The 15,769-nt window shown below is 67.4% G+C and carries 14 protein-coding genes; all 14 read left to right on the forward strand.

Features of this window, described 5'->3' with window-relative positions; all coding sequences use genetic code 11:
- Positions 1-78 precede the first annotated feature (78 nt).
- The 14 genes from bchF (at position 79) to hemA (ending at position 15,735) form a co-directional block, all read left to right on the forward strand.
- On the forward strand, positions 79-627 hold the full coding sequence (gene bchF, locus PFX90_RS14910; RefSeq protein WP_285713378.1) for a 2-vinyl bacteriochlorophyllide hydratase: 549 nt from the start codon (positions 79-81) through the stop codon (positions 625-627).
- The gene (locus PFX90_RS14915) at positions 624-1,928 is read left to right on the forward strand and encodes a ferredoxin:protochlorophyllide reductase (ATP-dependent) subunit N (protein ID WP_285713380.1); all 1,305 of its coding nucleotides are present in this window, start codon (positions 624-626) and stop codon (positions 1,926-1,928) included. Before bchF ends, PFX90_RS14915 begins: the two co-directional genes overlap by 4 nt.
- Before the next feature lie 4 nt (positions 1,929-1,932).
- Positions 1,933-3,507, forward strand: a complete 1,575-nt coding sequence (bchB, locus tag PFX90_RS14920; RefSeq protein WP_285713382.1) for a ferredoxin:protochlorophyllide reductase (ATP-dependent) subunit B — start codon at positions 1,933-1,935, stop codon at positions 3,505-3,507.
- Positions 3,497-7,138, forward strand: coding sequence for a magnesium chelatase subunit H (locus PFX90_RS14925; protein WP_285713385.1), 3,642 nt, complete (start codon positions 3,497-3,499; stop codon positions 7,136-7,138). The genes bchB and PFX90_RS14925 overlap by 11 nt, the downstream gene beginning before the upstream one ends.
- Positions 7,139-7,155: 17 nt before the next feature.
- Positions 7,156-8,052 (forward strand): ferredoxin:protochlorophyllide reductase (ATP-dependent) iron-sulfur ATP-binding protein, encoded by an 897-nt coding sequence (gene bchL, locus PFX90_RS14930; RefSeq protein ID WP_285713387.1) that lies wholly within the window; start codon positions 7,156-7,158, stop codon positions 8,050-8,052.
- Complete coding sequence (bchM, locus tag PFX90_RS14935) at positions 8,052-8,756, forward strand: magnesium protoporphyrin IX methyltransferase (protein ID WP_285713389.1); 705 nt, start codon at positions 8,052-8,054, stop codon at positions 8,754-8,756. Before bchL ends, bchM begins: the two co-directional genes overlap by 1 nt.
- Positions 8,753-10,198: a BCD family MFS transporter gene (locus PFX90_RS14940; RefSeq protein ID WP_285713392.1), complete on the forward strand. Its 1,446-nt coding sequence runs from the start codon at positions 8,753-8,755 to the stop codon at positions 10,196-10,198. Before bchM ends, PFX90_RS14940 begins: the two co-directional genes overlap by 4 nt.
- 78 nt (positions 10,199-10,276) lie before the next feature.
- Positions 10,277-11,086 (forward strand): photosynthetic reaction center subunit H, encoded by an 810-nt coding sequence (puhA, locus tag PFX90_RS14945; RefSeq protein WP_285713393.1) that lies wholly within the window; start codon positions 10,277-10,279, stop codon positions 11,084-11,086.
- Positions 11,077-11,850: a photosynthetic complex putative assembly protein PuhB gene (gene puhB / locus PFX90_RS14950; RefSeq protein ID WP_285713396.1), complete on the forward strand. Its 774-nt coding sequence runs from the start codon at positions 11,077-11,079 to the stop codon at positions 11,848-11,850. The genes puhA and puhB overlap by 10 nt, the downstream gene beginning before the upstream one ends.
- Complete coding sequence (puhC, locus tag PFX90_RS14955; protein WP_285713397.1) at positions 11,847-12,335, forward strand: photosynthetic complex assembly protein PuhC; 489 nt, start codon at positions 11,847-11,849, stop codon at positions 12,333-12,335. Before puhB ends, puhC begins: the two co-directional genes overlap by 4 nt.
- Positions 12,335-12,637 carry a hypothetical protein gene (locus tag PFX90_RS14960; protein WP_285713400.1) on the forward strand — a complete coding sequence of 101 codons (303 nt, stop codon included), beginning with the start codon at positions 12,335-12,337 and terminating at the stop codon, positions 12,635-12,637. Before puhC ends, PFX90_RS14960 begins: the two co-directional genes overlap by 1 nt.
- Positions 12,634-13,695 carry a magnesium-protoporphyrin IX monomethyl ester (oxidative) cyclase gene (gene acsF / locus PFX90_RS14965; protein WP_285713402.1) on the forward strand — a complete coding sequence of 354 codons (1,062 nt, stop codon included), beginning with the start codon at positions 12,634-12,636 and terminating at the stop codon, positions 13,693-13,695. Before PFX90_RS14960 ends, acsF begins: the two co-directional genes overlap by 4 nt.
- The gene (puhE, locus tag PFX90_RS14970; protein ID WP_285713404.1) at positions 13,689-14,483 is read left to right on the forward strand and encodes a putative photosynthetic complex assembly protein PuhE; all 795 of its coding nucleotides are present in this window, start codon (positions 13,689-13,691) and stop codon (positions 14,481-14,483) included. Before acsF ends, puhE begins: the two co-directional genes overlap by 7 nt.
- Before the next feature lie 31 nt (positions 14,484-14,514).
- Complete coding sequence (gene hemA / locus PFX90_RS14975; protein WP_285713605.1) at positions 14,515-15,735, forward strand: 5-aminolevulinate synthase; 1,221 nt, start codon at positions 14,515-14,517, stop codon at positions 15,733-15,735.
- Positions 15,736-15,769: the final 34 nt, after the last annotated feature.

A 15,769-nucleotide genomic window follows, 5' to 3' on the forward strand; every position in this document is an offset into this window, starting at 1 on the left:
ACTGAACGTCCAATTGAGTTGACACTTATGTTGGAAAGCGTAAACCTCCGAGTCTGAGAGAAAAGGCTGACGCGACTAATGACTCGGAAGGATCCTGCATCCCCGGTCGAACCCAACACCAAGGTGAAGGGGGCGGGCCACGAGAGGGGCAAACCCGGCGCACTCTACACCGCGGACGAGCGGAAGCGGCGCGACGAGTCGGTCTGGACGATCGTGCAGGGTGTCCTCGCGCCGGTGCAGTTTCTCGTCTTCCTCGTCAGCCTCGGTCTGGTGCTGCGGACGCTATCGACCGGCGAGGGCGCATGGGCCGCCGACGCCTCAGTCGTCGTCAAGACGGGCGTGCTCTACACCATCATGATCACCGGCTCGATCTGGGAGAAGGTGGTGTTCGGCAAATGGCTGTTCGCCCCCGCCTTCTTCTGGGAAGACGTCTTCTCGATGCTCGTGCTGGCGCTGCACAGCCTCTACCTCGTGATGCTCTTCGGCGGGTTCGGTTCGACCGAGCAGCGCCTGCTGGTCGCGCTGGCGGGCTACGCCGCCTATGTCATCAACGCCGGCCAGTTCCTGTGGAAGCTGCGCATGGCGCGGCTTGAGGGCGCATTGGCTCCTCAGGCGGTGACGGCATGAGCGCCGCCACTCTCCTCGATGGCTGCGCTGCCGAGCTTGCCCGCCCCGAAGCCGAGGCCCAGCGCCCGGTGCTGCGCGAACGCGGGCAGCGGGAAGTGTTCTGCGGGCTCACCGGGATCATCTGGCTGCACCGCAAGATGCAGGACGCCTTCTTCCTCGTGGTCGGCTCGCGCACCTGCGCGCACCTGCTGCAATCGGCCGCTGGCGTGATGATCTTCGCCGAGCCGCGCTTTGCCACCGCGATCATGGAAGAACGCGACCTTGCTGGCATGGTCGATGCGCAGGACGAGCTTGACCGGGTAGTGAACCGCCTGCTCGAACGCCGCCCGGACATCCGCACGCTGTTCCTTGTCGGATCGTGCCCTTCGGAAGTGATCAAGCTGGATCTCGCCAAGGCTGCCCAGCGCCTCGGTGCGGTGCACATGCCGCGGGTGCGGATCCTCAACTACTCCGGCAGCGGGATCGAGACGACCTTCACGCAAGGCGAAGACGCATGCCTTGCCGCGCTGGTGCCGGTGATGCCCGCCCTGCCCGCCGAAGCTCCGGCCGAGCTGCTGATCGTCGGCAGCCTGCCCGATATCGTCGAGGACCAGTTCCTGCGCCTCTTCGCCGATCTCGGCATTACCCGCGTCGGCTGCCTGCCCGCGCGCAATGCCCGCGAGCTTCCGGCGGTCGGCCCCAACACCCGCTACCTCCTCGCCCAGCCCTTCCTCGGCGACACCGCGATGGCGCTCGAAGGGCGCGGTGCGAAGCGGATCGAGGCGCTGTTCCCGTTCGGCGTGGAAGGCACCTCGGACTGGGTGCGCGCCGCCGCGCGTGAATTCGGCGTCGACGCCGCGCTGACCGAGCAGGTCCTCGCGCCCGGCCGCGAGCGCGCACGCATCGCGCTCTCCAAGCTGCGCCCGCAGCTCGAAGGCAAGCGCATCAGCTTCCTGCCCGACTCGCAGCTCGAAGTGCCCCTCGCCCGCTACTTGCAGGACGAGCTCGGCATGGAGCTGGTCGAGGTCGGCACGCCCTATCTCCACCGCGCGCACCTCGCCCGCGAGCTGGAAAGCTTCGGCCCGAACGTGCGCCTCTCCGAAGGCCAGCATGTCGAGCGCCAGCTTGACCGCGTGCGCGCCGACCGGCCCGACATCACCGTCTGCGGCCTCGGCCTTGCCAACCCGCTGGAAGGCGAAGGGCTCACCACCAAGTGGGCGATCGAACTCGTCTTCTCGCCGATCCACGGCTTCGACCAGGCCGCCGATCTCGCCGAACTCTTTGCCCGCCCGCTGCGGCGGCGCGATCTGCTGGAGGTCTAGGCCGATGCAGCTCGCCGTCTGGACTTATGAAGGCCCGCCCCACGTCGGCGCGATGCGCGTGGCGACGGCGATGGAGAAGCTCCACTACGTGCTCCACGCGCCGCAGGGCGACACTTACGCCGACCTGCTGTTCACGATGATCGAGCGGCGCGGCAAGCGTCCGCCGGTGACCTACACCACCTTCGAGGCGCGCGATCTCGGCAAGGATACCGCGCAGATCTTCCAGGATGCCGCGCGCGAGGCGGTGGCCCGCTTCAACCCCCAGGCGATCATCGTCGGCGCGTCGTGCACCGCCGAGCTGATCCAGGACGATCCGGCAGGGCTGGCCGAGGCGATGGGCCTGCCCATCCCCGCGATCCCGCTCGAACTGCCGAGCTACCAGCGCAAGGAAAACTGGGGCGCGGCGGAGACCTTCTACCAGATCGTGCGGCACCTTGCGGACACTTCCGTGACCCGCGCGCCGCGCGAAGGCCGCAAGGCGCGCGCCAACATCCTTGGCCCGACCGCGCTCGGCTTCCGCCACCGCGACGATCTGGTCGAGATCAAGAAAATCCTCAGCGCGCTGGATGTCGAGATCAATCTCGTCGCCCCGCTGGGCGCCACCCCGGAGGACATCAAGACGATCGGCAATGCCGACTTCAACATCGTCCTCTACCCTGAAATCGCAGATGAGGCCGCCCGCTGGCTTGAGCGCACTTTCGCGCAACCCGCGGTCCGGACCATCCCTATCGGCGTGGGAGCGACTCGCTCTTTCATTGCCGACGTCGCCGAGCTGGCAGGTGCAGATCCCACGCCTGCCCTCGGCGACACCTCTTCCCGGCTCCCGTGGTGGAGCCGATCGGTTGATTCGACCTACCTCACCGGAAAGCGCGTCTTCATCTTCGGCGATGCAACCCACGCGGTCGCCGCCGCGCGGATCGCGCGCGAGGAGCTGGGCTTCGAGGTCTGCGGCCTCGGCTGCTACAACCGCGAATTCGCCCGCGAAATCCGCGCCGAGGCCGCGCGTTGCGGGGTCGAGCCGCTGATCACCGACGATCATCTCGCGGTGGAAGATGCCATCGCCGCGGCCTGCCCCGAGCTGGTGCTCGGCACGCAGATGGAGCGGCACATCGCCAAGCGCTTGGGGCTCCCCTGCGCGGTGATCTCCGCGCCCGTCCACGTGCAGGATTTCCCCGCGCGCCATTCGCCCCAGATGGGCTTCGAGGGCGCGAACGTGATCTTCGACACCTGGGTCCACCCGCTGGTGATGGGCCTCGAAGAACACCTCCTCACCATGTTCCGCGAGGATTTCGAGTTCTCCGACGAGGCGGGCGCATCGCATCATGCGGCGCATTCCCCGCGCAAGGCGGCAACGCCCGACCCCGTGTCGGAAGCCCCGGTCGAGGACATCCCCGCCCCCGCCATGGCGGAGGAAGGCGGCACGCTGTGGACCGCCGAAGCCGAGCGCGAACTGAAGAAAATCCCCTTCTTCGTGCGCGGCAAGGCCCGTCGCAACACCGAGAACTTCGCCGCCGCCGAAGGGCGCCGCCAGATCGATCTCGAAACCCTCTACGACGCCAAGGCGCATTATGCACGGTAGTGTCGCCTCGGCCGCCTCGGTGGACCCGCGCGCACCCGTCCGGGTGGTGATCGTCACGCTCGACAATCACCTCAAGGGCGCGGTCGACCGGGCCGAGGAGGCGCTGGCGAAGGAAGGCATCGACCTCAGCCTCCACGCCGCGAGCGAATGGGGCAGCAACGCGAAAGACCTTGAAGCGGTCAAATCCGCCATCGCCTCCGCCGACATCGTCATCGCAACGATGCTGTTCCTCGACGATCACATCCGCATGATCCTCCCCGCGCTCGAAGCGCGGCGCGAGGAGTGCGACGCGATGGTCTGCCTGATGAGCGCGGGCGAAGTCGTGCGGCTCACCAAGATGGGCGGCTACCGCATGGACGCGCCCGCGAAGGGCCCGCTGGCGCTGCTCAAGAAACTGCGCGGCTCGTCGGGCAAGGACGGCAAGCCCAATTCGGGCGCAGGGCAGATGAAGATGCTGCGCCGCCTGCCCAAGATCCTGCGCTTCATCCCCGGCACCGCGCAGGACGTGCGCGCCTATTTTCTGACGCTGCAATACTGGCTGGCGGGCTCGGACGAGAACGTCGTCGCCATGGTCCGCGCGCTGATCGACCGCTATGCGGCGGGCGAGCGCCTCTATCGCCGCGGCATCACCAAGGCCGAAGCACCGCTCGAATATCCCGAGACCGGGGTCTATCACCCCGCCACCCAGCAGCGCATCTCCGAGAGCCTGCGCCTGCTGCCCACCGCAGCGGGCCGCGAGGGCACCGTCGGGCTGATCCTGCTGCGCTCCTACCTGCTCGGCCGCGACTGCGCGCATTACGACGGCGCGATTGCCGCCTTCGAGGCGGCGGGGCTGAAGGTGGTGCCGGTCTTCGCCGCCGGGCTCGACGCGCGCCCGGCCATAGAGAAATTCTTCATCGGCCCCGATGGCCGCCCGACGGTCGATGCCATCGTCAACCTCACCGGCTTCAGCCTTGTCGGCGGCCCGGCTTACTCCGACGCGCAGGCCGCGCGCGAAATGCTGGGCGGGCTCGACCTGCCTTACCTTGCGGCCCACGCCATCGAGTTCCAGACCATCGAGGATTGGGCCCACCGCCCGCAGGGGCTGCTGCCGCTCGAATCCACCATGATGGTCGCGCTTCCAGAGCTTGACGGCTCGACTGTCCCGCACGTGTTTGGCGGACGCGCGGGGCAGTCGGGAGCAGGCTGCGGCGGATGCGAGCGCCGCTGCGCCCGCCCGCAATCGCACAAGGCGCGCCCGATGCAGGCCTGCCCTGAACGCGCCGAGGCGCTGGCGGCCAAGACCTTGAAGCTGGTTCGCCTGCGCCGCGCTGAACGGGCCGCACGCAAGCTCGCCATCGTGGTCTTCAACTTCCCGCCGAACGCGGGCGCGACCGGCACCGCGGCCTTCATGGGCGTCCACGAAAGCCTCTACGCCACGCTCCAGCGCCTCTCGACCGAGGGCTATCAGGTCGACGTCCCCGAAAGCCTCGATGCGATGCGCGACGCGCTCTTGCAGGGCAACCGCGAGCGCTTCGGCACCGACGCCAATGTCGCCCACCGCATCCCGGCCGACGAACATGTCCGGCGCGAGAAGCACCTCGCCGAGATCGAAGCCGCATGGGGCCCCGCCCCCGGAAAGCAGCTGTCCGATGGCGGCAACATCCTCGTCCAGGGCGCGCGCTTCGGCAACATCTTCGTCGGCGTCCAGCCCGGCTTCGGCTATGAGGGCGATCCGATGCGGCTGCTGTTCGAGGGCACCTTCGCCCCGACCCATGCCTTCAGCGCCTTCTACCGCTATATCCGCGAGGATTTCGGCGCGCATGCGGTGCTGCATTTCGGCACCCACGGCGCGCTCGAATTCATGCCGGGCAAGCAGGCGGGGATGAGCGGCAAGTGCTGGCCTGACCGCCTGATCGGCGATATCCCCAATTTCTACCTCTACGCCGCCAACAACCCCTCTGAGGGGATGCTGGCCAAGCGCCGCTCGGGCGCGACGCTGATCAGCTATCTCACGCCGCCGCTGGCACAGGCCGGGCTCTACAAGGGCCTCAGCGAATTGAAGGCGAGTGTCGAGCGCTGGCGGGCGACCATCGACGACGCCGACCACGCGGGCGAGCGCGCCGATCTCGCTGCGCTGATCGCCGACCAGTGCGACGCGCTCGACATCGAATATCGCGACATCGGCGAACTGCCCGAGCGGCTCTATGAAATGGAAGAGGCCCTGATCCCGCACGGCCTCCACATCTTCGGCCGCAACCCTTCGGGTGCCGAGCGTGAGGATATGCTCGATGCGATGATGGAGGCGGGCAGCCATGACGGGCCGACGCCCGACCGCGCCCGCCTTGCCGCGCTGCTGGACTCGTCCGACGAGATGGGCTCGCTGATCCACGCATTGGACGGCGGCTATGTCGCCCCCGCACCGGGCGGCGATGTTGTGGTGAACCCCGATGTGCTGCCCACGGGCCGCAACATCCACGGCTTCGATCCCTTCCTCCTGCCGTCGCCCTTCGCCTGCCGGATGGGCAGCGAGCAGGCCGAGCAATTGATCGCGCGCCACGTGAACGGCGGCCAGCCCTTCCCCGAGAGCATCGCGATGGTGCTGTGGGGCACCGACAACATGAAGTCCGAAGGCGTCCAGATCGCGCAGGCGATGACGCTGATGGGCGCCCGCCCGCGCCGCGACACCTATGGTCGCCTCGCTGGCGCGGAACTCATTCCGCTCGAGCAGCTCGGCCGCCCGCGGATCGACGTGGTGGTGACCCTCTCGGGCATCTTCCGCGACCTCCTGCCGATGCAGACCCGGATGCTCGCCGAGGCCGCCCTGCTGGCGAGCCGCGCGCTGGAGCCCGAGGAAGCGAATTTCATCCGCAAGCACACCCTTGCCCAGATGGAAAAGCACGGCTGCGATCTCGAGACCGCCGCGCTGCGCGTCTTCTCGAACGCCGAGGGTGCCTATGGCGCCAACGTCAACCAGATGATCGAAGGCGGCGTCTGGGCGGATCCCGACGAACTGGCGAACGCCTTCGAGAGCAACAAGGGCTTCGCTTACGGCGTCAGCGGCAAGCCGGTGCAGCAGCGGGAACTTCTGCAAAGCGCGCTGGGCACGGTCGATTTTACCTACCAGAACCTCGAGAGCATCGAGCTCGGGATCAATGACGTCGACCAATATGTCGATGGCCTTGGCGGCGTGACCCGTTCGGTGGCGCGCGCCAAGGGAGCGGAGACCCCGGTCTATATCCTCGATGCGACCCGCGGCAGCACCAAGGTGCGCACGCTCGCCGAGCAGATCGACCTCGAGGCGCGCACCCGCACCCTGAACCCCAAGTGGTTCGAGGGGCTGCTGGAGCACGGCTACGAAGGCGTGCGCCAGATCGAAGGGCACGTGACCAGCACGCTGGGCTGGTCGGCCACCACCGGGCAGGTCGCGCCCTGGGTCTACCAGAAGATTTCCGAGACCTTCGTGCTCGATGCCGAAATGCGCCGGCGTTTGTCCGAGCTCAATCCCAAGAGTGCCGGGCGTGTGGCAGGACGGCTGCTGGAAGCCTGCGACCGCAACCTCTGGGCCCCCGACGAAGCGACGCTCGCCGCCCTGCGCGAAGCCAATGACGAGCTGGAGGACCGCCTCGAAGGCGTGTTCCCGGCCGAATGACCAAGGGATCTTGAACCATGAACCTGCACAACCCGCGTTCGACCTTCACCCCGCCCGATGGCGAGGGGTCGGTGCAGGTCGCGCTCGACCCGGCCGACAAGATCAAGGGCGCCAAGGTCTTCGCGGTCTACGGCAAGGGCGGGATCGGCAAGTCGACCACCTCGTCGAACCTGTCGGCCGCCTTTTCCAAGCTCGGCCACCGCGTGCTCCAGATCGGCTGCGATCCCAAGCACGACAGCACCTTCACGCTCACCAAGAAGCTGATGCCGACGGTGATCGACGTGCTCGAGACGGTCGAGTTCCACTCGGAAGAGCTGCGGCCCGAAGACTACATGTTCGAGGGCTATAACGGCGTCATGTGCGTCGAGGCGGGCGGGCCTCCGGCAGGGACGGGCTGCGGCGGCTATGTCGTCGGGCAGACGGTCAAGCTGCTGAAACAGCACCATCTTCTGGAAGAAACCGACGTCGTGATCTTCGACGTGCTGGGCGACGTGGTGTGCGGCGGTTTCGCCGCCCCGCTCCAGCATGCCGAGCGCGCGCTGGTGGTGGCGGCCAATGATTTCGACAGCATCTTCGCGATGAACCGCATCGTCGCGGCGATCGCGGCGAAGTCCAAGAACTACGACGTGCGCCTCGCCGGCGTGGTCGCCAACCGCAGCCGCGAGACCGACGAGATCGACCGCTTCTGCGACCGCATCGGCATGCAGCGCCTCGCGCACTTCAAGGATGTCGATGCGATCCGCCGCTCGCGCCTCAAGAAGTGCACTCTGTTCGAGATGGGCGATGATCCCGAAGTGATCGCCGCGCAGGACGAATATCTGCGCCTCGCCGCGATGCTGTGGGCGGGGGTCGAACCCTCGACCGCGCAGCCGATGAAGGACCGCGACATCTTCGACTTCCTGGGGTTCGAGTGATGGCGAGCCGCAACCCTTCCGAATATGACGACCGCCGCGAGGCGCTGGCGACCTATTTCGACAGCACCGCGCGCCAGGCGTGGATCGACCTCACTTCGGACACCAAGGTCTCCGGCATCCGCGCCACGGTGCGCGCCGGGCGCGATGCGATGCGCGCCACGCTGCTGGACTGGCTGCCGACCGACCTTCGGCGCACGAAGCTCCTCGATGCGGGCTGCGGCACGGGCTCGCTCGCGGTCGCGGCTGCCTGCCGGGGCGCGGAAGTCACCGGGATCGACGTGGCCGCAGGGCTGGTCGAGGTGGCGCGCGAGCGCACGCCGTCCTTCATCGGGCACGGCCGCATCCACTGGCGCTCGGGCGACATGCTCGACCCCGAGCTTGGCACCTTCGCCCACGTGGTGGCGATGGACTCGCTGATCCATTACGAGCCCGAGGATCTGGTCGCCGCCCTCAGCGCACTGGCGCAGCGCACCACCGGCTCGATCCTCTTCACCTTCGCCCCGCGCACCACGCTGCTCGCGGCGATGCACACCGTCGGCAAGGCCTTCCCCAAGTCCGACCGCTCGCCCGCGATCGTGCCGGTCGCCGAAGGCGAGCTGCGCGAACGCCTCACGCGGCTCCAGGGCTGGAGCATCGGCCGCACCCAACGCATCTCGAGCGGGTTCTACACCTCGCAGGCGCTCGAACTGGTGCGGCACGGATGAACCGCCCCGCTCGCCAGGATGCTCCGCAGAGCTTTGCCGAACTGCTGTTTCGGCTGCTCCCGTTTGCGGACGCGGCGAGCACCGACCTGCCCCTGCCGCGCCTGCTTCGCCTGTCGCTGTTCCAGTTCAGCGTCGGCATGGCGACGGTGCTGCTGAACGGCACCCTCAACCGCGTGATGGTGGTCGAGCTCGGCACGCCCACCTGGCTGGTGGCGATGCTGATCGCGGTGCCGCTGCTGGTCGCCCCGTTCCGCGCGCTGATCGGGCACAAGTCCGACACCCACCGCTCGGTGCTCGGCTGGCGGCGGGTGCCCTATATCTGGTTCGGCTCGATGATGCAGTTCGGCGGGCTGGCGATCATGCCCTTCGCGCTGCTGCTGCTGAAGGGCGAGGCAAACTTCACGCTCGGCATGGTCGCTGCGGCGGCCTCGTTCCTGCTGACCGGCGTGGGCTTCCACACCACCCAGACCGCCGGCCTCGCGCTGGTCTCGGACCTCGCGCCCGAGGACAAGCGCGCCCGCGCCGTGGCGCTGCACTACGTGATGCTGCTGGTCGGCATGATGTTCTCCGCCTTCGTGATCGGCGGCGTGCTGGCCGATTTCACGAACACCAAGCTGGTGCAGGTGATCCAGGGCTGCGCGGTGCTGACGATCATCATCAACGTGATCGCGATCTGGAAGCAGGAAGCGCGCAACCCGGCGATCACCAAGGGCAAGCAGCCGGGCGCGCCGAGCTTCTCGCAGCTGTGGAACGATTTCGTGAAGAGCGGCCGCAATGCGCGCCTCCTCACCGCGATCGGCATCGGCGCGGCAGGATTTGCGATGCAGGACGCGCTGCTTGAGCCCTATGGCGGCGAGATCCTCGGCCTGTCGGTCGGGGCGACCACCGGGCTGACCGGAGCCTGGGCGTTCGGATCGCTGTGCGGCTTCATGCTCTCGGGCCGGGCGCTCGCGCGCGGGTGGGACCCGCTGCGGCTTGCAGGCGCGGGGCTGGTTGTGGGCATCAACGCCTTCCTCGTGGTGCTGTTCGCCGGGCCCTTCGCGGCGCCGCTGATGCTCTATGCAGGCGCAATGGGGATCGGGGTCGGCCTCGGACTGTTCTCGGTCGGCACGCTTATGGAAGCGATGAACCTTGCCGAAAGCGACACGGCAGGCCTGGCGCTGGGCGCATGGGGCGCGGTGCAGGCGAGCTGCGCGGGCCTCGGCATCGCGGTCGGCGGGCTGCTGCGCGATGCGGTCGCGGCGCTGCTCCAGAGCAACCATGTCGCCGCCAGCATGGCGACGCGCGCCACCGGCTACGGCACTGTCTATATTCTCGAAATCGCGCTGCTCCTGGCGGGCCTTGCCGCCATCGGGCCCCTTGTGGGCTACCAGCGCCAACCTGCCTCGGGGGAAGGGGATCCCCTCGCGCGGCCGTTCGGACTTGCGGAGTTTCCGACATGAATACCCGTGCCCGCCTGACCATCCCGTCCCTTTGCCCGGCTTCGCCTCAGCCGGGTTCTTCCATGAGAGGAATATGAAATGAACGCTGCCTATATCGTCGGCACCTTCGATGTTGCCGAACTCGCCTTCCTGCTGTTCTTCGGCTTCTTCGTCGCGCTGGTCTTCTACCTCAACAAGGAAAGCCGCCGCGAAGGCTACCCGCTCGAGGACGAGGTCACCGGCGTTGTCGAGAACGACAGCAGCCTGTTCGACGGCGACAAGAAGGTCTTCCCGCTGCCCCACGGCCGCGGCACCTATGTGCCCGAGGACGTCGCCCGCGACGACGTGAACGTCCCCGCGGTCCAGGCCTTCCGCGCCGGCGGCGCGCCCTGGGTGCCGACCGGCAACGCAATGGCTGACGGCATGGGCCCGGCCGCCTTCGCCAACCGCGCGAAGTATCCCGACCTCACCTTCGACGGCAAGCCGCGCATCGTGCCGATCGCGCAGAGCCACGAGCTGGTGATCGCGCCCAATGATCCGCAGCTCGTCGGCTACCCCGTGGTCGCCGCCGACGGCGTCACCGTCGGCACGGTGAGCGACATCTGGGTCGACCAGGCCGAGCACATGGTGCGCTATCTCGAAATCGAGCTGACCGGCGGCAAGAAGGTCATGGCGCCGATGATGGTCGCGGTGGTGCACGGCAACAGCCTGCTGGCGGCGATCCTGCCGACCACCAGCGACGAGAAGGACTACGTCGAGATCGACGCGATCACCGCCGCGCAGTTCGAGGGCGTTCCCGCGCTCGAGACCCCCGGCACCATCACCCGCTACGAGGAAGACCGCATCCAGGCCTACTTCGGCGGGGGCTACATGTATGCCACTCCCGAAAGGTCGGAAGCATGGATCTGAAGTCCAAAGCGGACGTGATGGCAGCAGCACCGGGGGCAGCGGCGGAAACGCCGCTGCCGGCCGGCAGCTTCGATCACGCCGCGCTCGAGAATGACGGCCCCAAGGCCTTCGGCGACCGCATGGGCACGCCGCAGCCTGACGAACGCGTGCTGTGGAAGGGCCGGCCGCAGTTCGGCCTGCTCGCGCGCACCGCGTTCCACGGCCGCAGCGCGAGCGCCTACATGGCCGCGCTGGTGGTGATCGCACTGGTGACGGGCCGCAACGATGCGGCGATCGTCGCCGCGCTGCTCGGCATCGCGCTCGCCGCGATCCTGCACATCCTTGCCTGGGCGAGCGCCCGCTCGACGCTCTACATCCTCACCGATCAGCGCCTCATCATGCGCATCGGCATCGCGATCGAGACGCGGGTGAACATTCCGCTGAAGCAGATCACCGCCGCGCATCTCGCGGTGCTGACCAAGGACGGCCACGGCGATATCGCCTTCGAACTCGCGGGCGAGCGCCTGCTCGGCACGCTGCTGCTGTGGCCCCATGTCCGTCCGTTCCGCTATGCGCGCCCCGAGCCGATGCTGCGCTCCGTCCCCGATGCGGCGGCGCTCGCGCAGACCATCGCCGAAGCCCGCGCGCGGTTCGGCGCGATCGAGCGCAATTTGAGCGAGATCAAGGAAGCCGCGGCTGCGAGCGGCCAAACCGCAAGCACGCCGCCCCGCCTCGCCCCGGCTATCCACCGCGGCGAGCCCGGTCTCGAGGGAGCCCCCGCATGATCGTTCGCGAATACGAGAAGGACGAGATCACCGTCCACCGCGTGCCGCTGATGCTGATGAGCGGGATCATCGCCATTTCCATTGCGCTGACCGCCTCGGTGACCCTGGGCTTCGTGCCCAAGCAATCGGTCCCTGCAGAGGCACGTGCGGCTGCCGGGATCAAGGCAGCGCAGGAGCGCACCCTCAGGTTCTTCGACGAGGCCGACGGCTCCGTGCGGATCGAGGATGGTGCGACCGGCGAGGTGCTCGCGCGGCATGGCGTCGGCGAAGGCGGCTTCATCCGCGCGACCGTGCGCAGCCTCGTCCACCAGCGCCGCATCCGCAATATCGGGCCCGAGACCGCCTTCACCCTCACCGAATGGCAGAACGGCAACCTCACCCTCGCCGATCCGGCGACGGGCCGCAGCGTTGAGGTCAGCTCCTTCGGGCCGGACAACCGCGCGGTCTACCAGAACCTGCTTCCCGCCAAGGGAGCGACCCGCTGATGGCGCTCGCCTTTCTCACCGCGACCAGCTTCGACACGCCCTGCACGATCACGGTCGAGCAGAGCTCCGAGCATTTCCACGCCCATGTCGAACTCGACGGCGATATCGCCATGGAGCCGGGCGACAAGGTCCGCGTCCACGGCGCGCCGATCTCCATCCCCTTCGGCACCCGCCAGGTGTTCGAACGCCGCGCCACCGTCACCCGCGCAAGCCCCCTCAAGCGCGCCCTGACCAAGGCCGCCGCCTATTTCGATCTGGCCGAACTCTACGAAGTCAGCTTCAACGCCGGGAGGATCAAATGAACGCCTACAAGCCGATGACCAGCGAAGAGGCGATGGCGATCGCGACGCAGGACACGATGCTGACCCCGCGTTTCTACACCACCGATTACGACGCGCTGGATGCGATCGACGTCACCCCCGTGCGCGCCGAGTGGGACCAGCTGATCGCCGACATGGTGGGCGATCCCAACAAGCTCCACTTCAAGCACAACGACAGCTTCAAGGGCGTGATCGAGGGGCTGGAGCCGGCGCTGCGGCGGGAATTCACCGACTTCATGGTGAGCTCGATGACCAGCGAGTTCTCGGGCTGCGTGCTCTATGCCGAAATCGCGCGGCGCACCAAGAACCCGGATGTGAAGCAGCTCTTCCGCCTGCTCGCCCGCGATGAAAGCCGCCATGCCGGCTTCATCAACGAAAGCCTCAAGGATGCCGGCATCGGCGTCGACCTCGGCTATCTGACGCGGACCAAGAAATACACCTACTTCAAGCCGAAATTCATTTTCTACGCGGTCTATCTGTCGGAGAAGATCGGCTACGCGCGCTACATCACGATCTTCCGGCACCTCGCGCGCAATCCGCAGCACAAGTTCCACCCGATCTTCGACTGGTTCGAGGAATGGTGCAACGACGAGTTCCGCCACGGCGAGGCCTTCGCCATGCTGCTGCGTTCCGACCCCAAGCTGCTCGAGGGCGCCAACAAGCTGTGGGTGCGCTTCTTCCTGCTGTCGGTCTATGCGACAATGTATGTGCGCGATCACAACCGGCCGGTGTTCCACGCCGCGCTGGGCGTTGATCCGACCGAGTATGACTACAAGGTCTTCGCGATCTGCAACCAAATCGCCCGGCAGGTCTTCCCGGTCGAGCTCGACATCGACAGCCCTTCCTTCCGCCGCCAGATGGAAAAGCTGCGCCTCGCCGCAGAACGCATTGAGGAAGGCAAGGCAAAGGGCGGCATCGGCGGGCTTTTGAGCCGCGCCTCGGGCACGGCGGGCGCGGGCCTTGCCTTTGCGCGCATGTATCTCCAGCGGCCCAAGCCCAACACCCTCCCCCGCTCGATCCGGCTGCAACCCGCGTGGTGAGCTGGAGCGGCCATGTTGTGCCGTTCATCGTGACGGTGGCGATCTGGTTTGTCGCGACCGGGCTGATTGCCTGGGCGGACAACCGCGAGCGCGCCACCTTTTCGCGCAGCCTGCTGGTGGGCAGCGTGGCGGGGATCGCCGGGCTGCTGGTGATCCTCGTCTCCTCGCTCTCGGTGCAGGTCTGGGCGGTCTACCTCTCCTTCATCGGCGCGCTGATGGTGTGGGGTTGGCACGAGCTGTCTTTCCTCACCGGTGCCTCTGCCGGGCCGCGCCGTGGCCTTGCCGACCCTTCGCTGACCGGCATAGCCCGCTTTCGCCAGGCGGCCGCCACGGTGATGCACCACGAGGTCGCGCTGGCCGTGACCGCGCTGCTGCTGATCTCGCTTTCGTGGAACGTCCCCAACCAGATCGGCGCGACCGTGTTCGTGCTGATGTTCGGGATGCGGCTGATCTCGAAGATCAACCTCTTCGTGGGGGTGCCCAATTCGACCTCCGAAATGCTCCCCGACCAGCTCGCCTACCTCAAGACCTATTTCGGCCCGAGCCGGATGACGCTGCTCCTGGCCGCCTCGATCCTGGCCATCGCCGGGGTGACGGCGTGGTTCGCGCAGGCCGCGCTCGCCGCGCCCGTCGGCAGCGCCGCGATGGTCGGCGCGAGCCTCCTCACCACGCTCGCCCTCCTCGGCGTGCTCGAACACCTGTTTCTGGCCCTCCCCTTCCGTGACGGGATGCTGTGGGGCTGGGCCTATCCGCAGCGCAAGGCTGCGGCCCGGATCAAGCAAGACTGAAAGCAAGATAATGACGACAGAGGGAACCCGCATGGACTTCGAAGCCTTTTTCGCCGGCGAACTGGACGTGGTGCGCGCCGATGGCCGCTACCGGGTGTTCACCGACATCAAGCGCCACCGCGGCCGCTTCCCCCACGCCACCCGCTTCGTCGAGAACGAGACCCAGGCGGTGACCGTGTGGTGCTCGAACGACTATCTCGGCATGGGCCAGCACCCCGCCGTGCTCGAGGCGATGCATTCCTGTCTCGATGAATGCGGCGCGGGCGCGGGGGGCACGCGCAACATCTCGGGCACCAACCACTATCATGTGGAGCTGGAAGCCGAGCTTGCCGACCTGCACGGCAAGGAAGCCGCGCTGCTGTTCACCTCCGGCTACGTCTCGAATTGGGCGGGCCTCGGCACGCTGGCGAGCAAGATCCCGGGCTGCGTCGTGTTCTCGGACGCGCTGAACCATGCCTCCATGATCGAAGGCATCCGCCACTCCCGCGCGCCCTACAAGGTGTTCCGCCACAATGACGCGGAGCACCTCGACGAGCTCCTCTCGCTATACGGCCCCGAAGTGCCCAAGCTGGTCGCCTTCGAGAGCGTCTATTCGATGGACGGCGACATCGCCCCCATCGCCGACATCCTCGACGTGTGCGAAAAGCACGGCGCGATGAGCTATATCGACGAAGTCCACGCCGTCGGCCTCTACGGCCCGCGCGGCGGCGGGGTGGCCGAACGCGAAGGGCTGATGGACCGCATCACCGTGATCGAAGGCACGCTCGGCAAGGCCTATGGCGTGATGGGCGGCTATATCGCGGCCTCGGCCAACCTCGTCGATTTCGTGCGCAGCTTCGCCAGCGGCTTCATCTTCTCCACCGCGCTCCCCCCTGCCATCGCGGCGGGTGCGGCGGCGAGCATCCGGCACCTCAAGACCTCAAGCGCCGAGCGCGAGCTTCAGCAGAAGCGCGTGGCGCAGGTCCGCCGCGCGCTCGACATCATGGGCATCCCGCACCTCGACAACCCGAGCCACATCATCCCGGTGATGGTGGGCGACGCCAAGAAGTGCAAGATGATCAGCGACTGGCTGATGGACAACCACGGCATCTACGTCCAGCCGATCAACTACCCGACCGTGCCCGTCGGCACCGAGCGGCTGCGGGTCACGCCCTCGCCGGTGCACAGCGATGGCGACATCGACCGGCTGATCAAGGCGCTGTCCGAGATCTGGTCGCACTGCGAGCTCGCCCGGATGGAAAAGGCCGCCTGATCCCTACTGACTGACGAGAATACCGGCTCTCCCT

Origin of the sequence: Erythrobacter oryzae, assembly GCF_030271515.1 — a bacterium.
Lineage (GTDB): Bacteria > Pseudomonadota > Alphaproteobacteria > Sphingomonadales > Sphingomonadaceae > Erythrobacter > Erythrobacter oryzae.

Coding starts and splice junctions, on each gene's coding strand:
- bchB (WP_285713382.1), top strand. CDS start 1,933: ATGCAGCTCGCCGTCTGGACTTATGAAGGCCCGCCCCACGTCGGCGCG.
- puhB (WP_285713396.1), top strand. CDS start 11,077: ATGGATCTGAAGTCCAAAGCGGACGTGATGGCAGCAGCACCGGGGGCA.
- PFX90_RS14940 (WP_285713392.1), top strand. CDS start 8,753: ATGAACCGCCCCGCTCGCCAGGATGCTCCGCAGAGCTTTGCCGAACTG.
- bchL (WP_285713387.1), top strand. CDS start 7,156: ATGAACCTGCACAACCCGCGTTCGACCTTCACCCCGCCCGATGGCGAG.
- bchF (WP_285713378.1), top strand. CDS start 79: ATGACTCGGAAGGATCCTGCATCCCCGGTCGAACCCAACACCAAGGTG.
- PFX90_RS14960 (WP_285713400.1), top strand. CDS start 12,335: ATGGCGCTCGCCTTTCTCACCGCGACCAGCTTCGACACGCCCTGCACG.
- acsF (WP_285713402.1), top strand. CDS start 12,634: ATGAACGCCTACAAGCCGATGACCAGCGAAGAGGCGATGGCGATCGCG.
- bchM (WP_285713389.1), top strand. CDS start 8,052: ATGGCGAGCCGCAACCCTTCCGAATATGACGACCGCCGCGAGGCGCTG.
- PFX90_RS14925 (WP_285713385.1), top strand. CDS start 3,497: ATGCACGGTAGTGTCGCCTCGGCCGCCTCGGTGGACCCGCGCGCACCC.
- hemA (WP_285713605.1), top strand. CDS start 14,515: ATGGACTTCGAAGCCTTTTTCGCCGGCGAACTGGACGTGGTGCGCGCC.
- puhC (WP_285713397.1), top strand. CDS start 11,847: ATGATCGTTCGCGAATACGAGAAGGACGAGATCACCGTCCACCGCGTG.
- puhA (WP_285713393.1), top strand. CDS start 10,277: ATGAACGCTGCCTATATCGTCGGCACCTTCGATGTTGCCGAACTCGCC.
- PFX90_RS14915 (WP_285713380.1), top strand. CDS start 624: ATGAGCGCCGCCACTCTCCTCGATGGCTGCGCTGCCGAGCTTGCCCGC.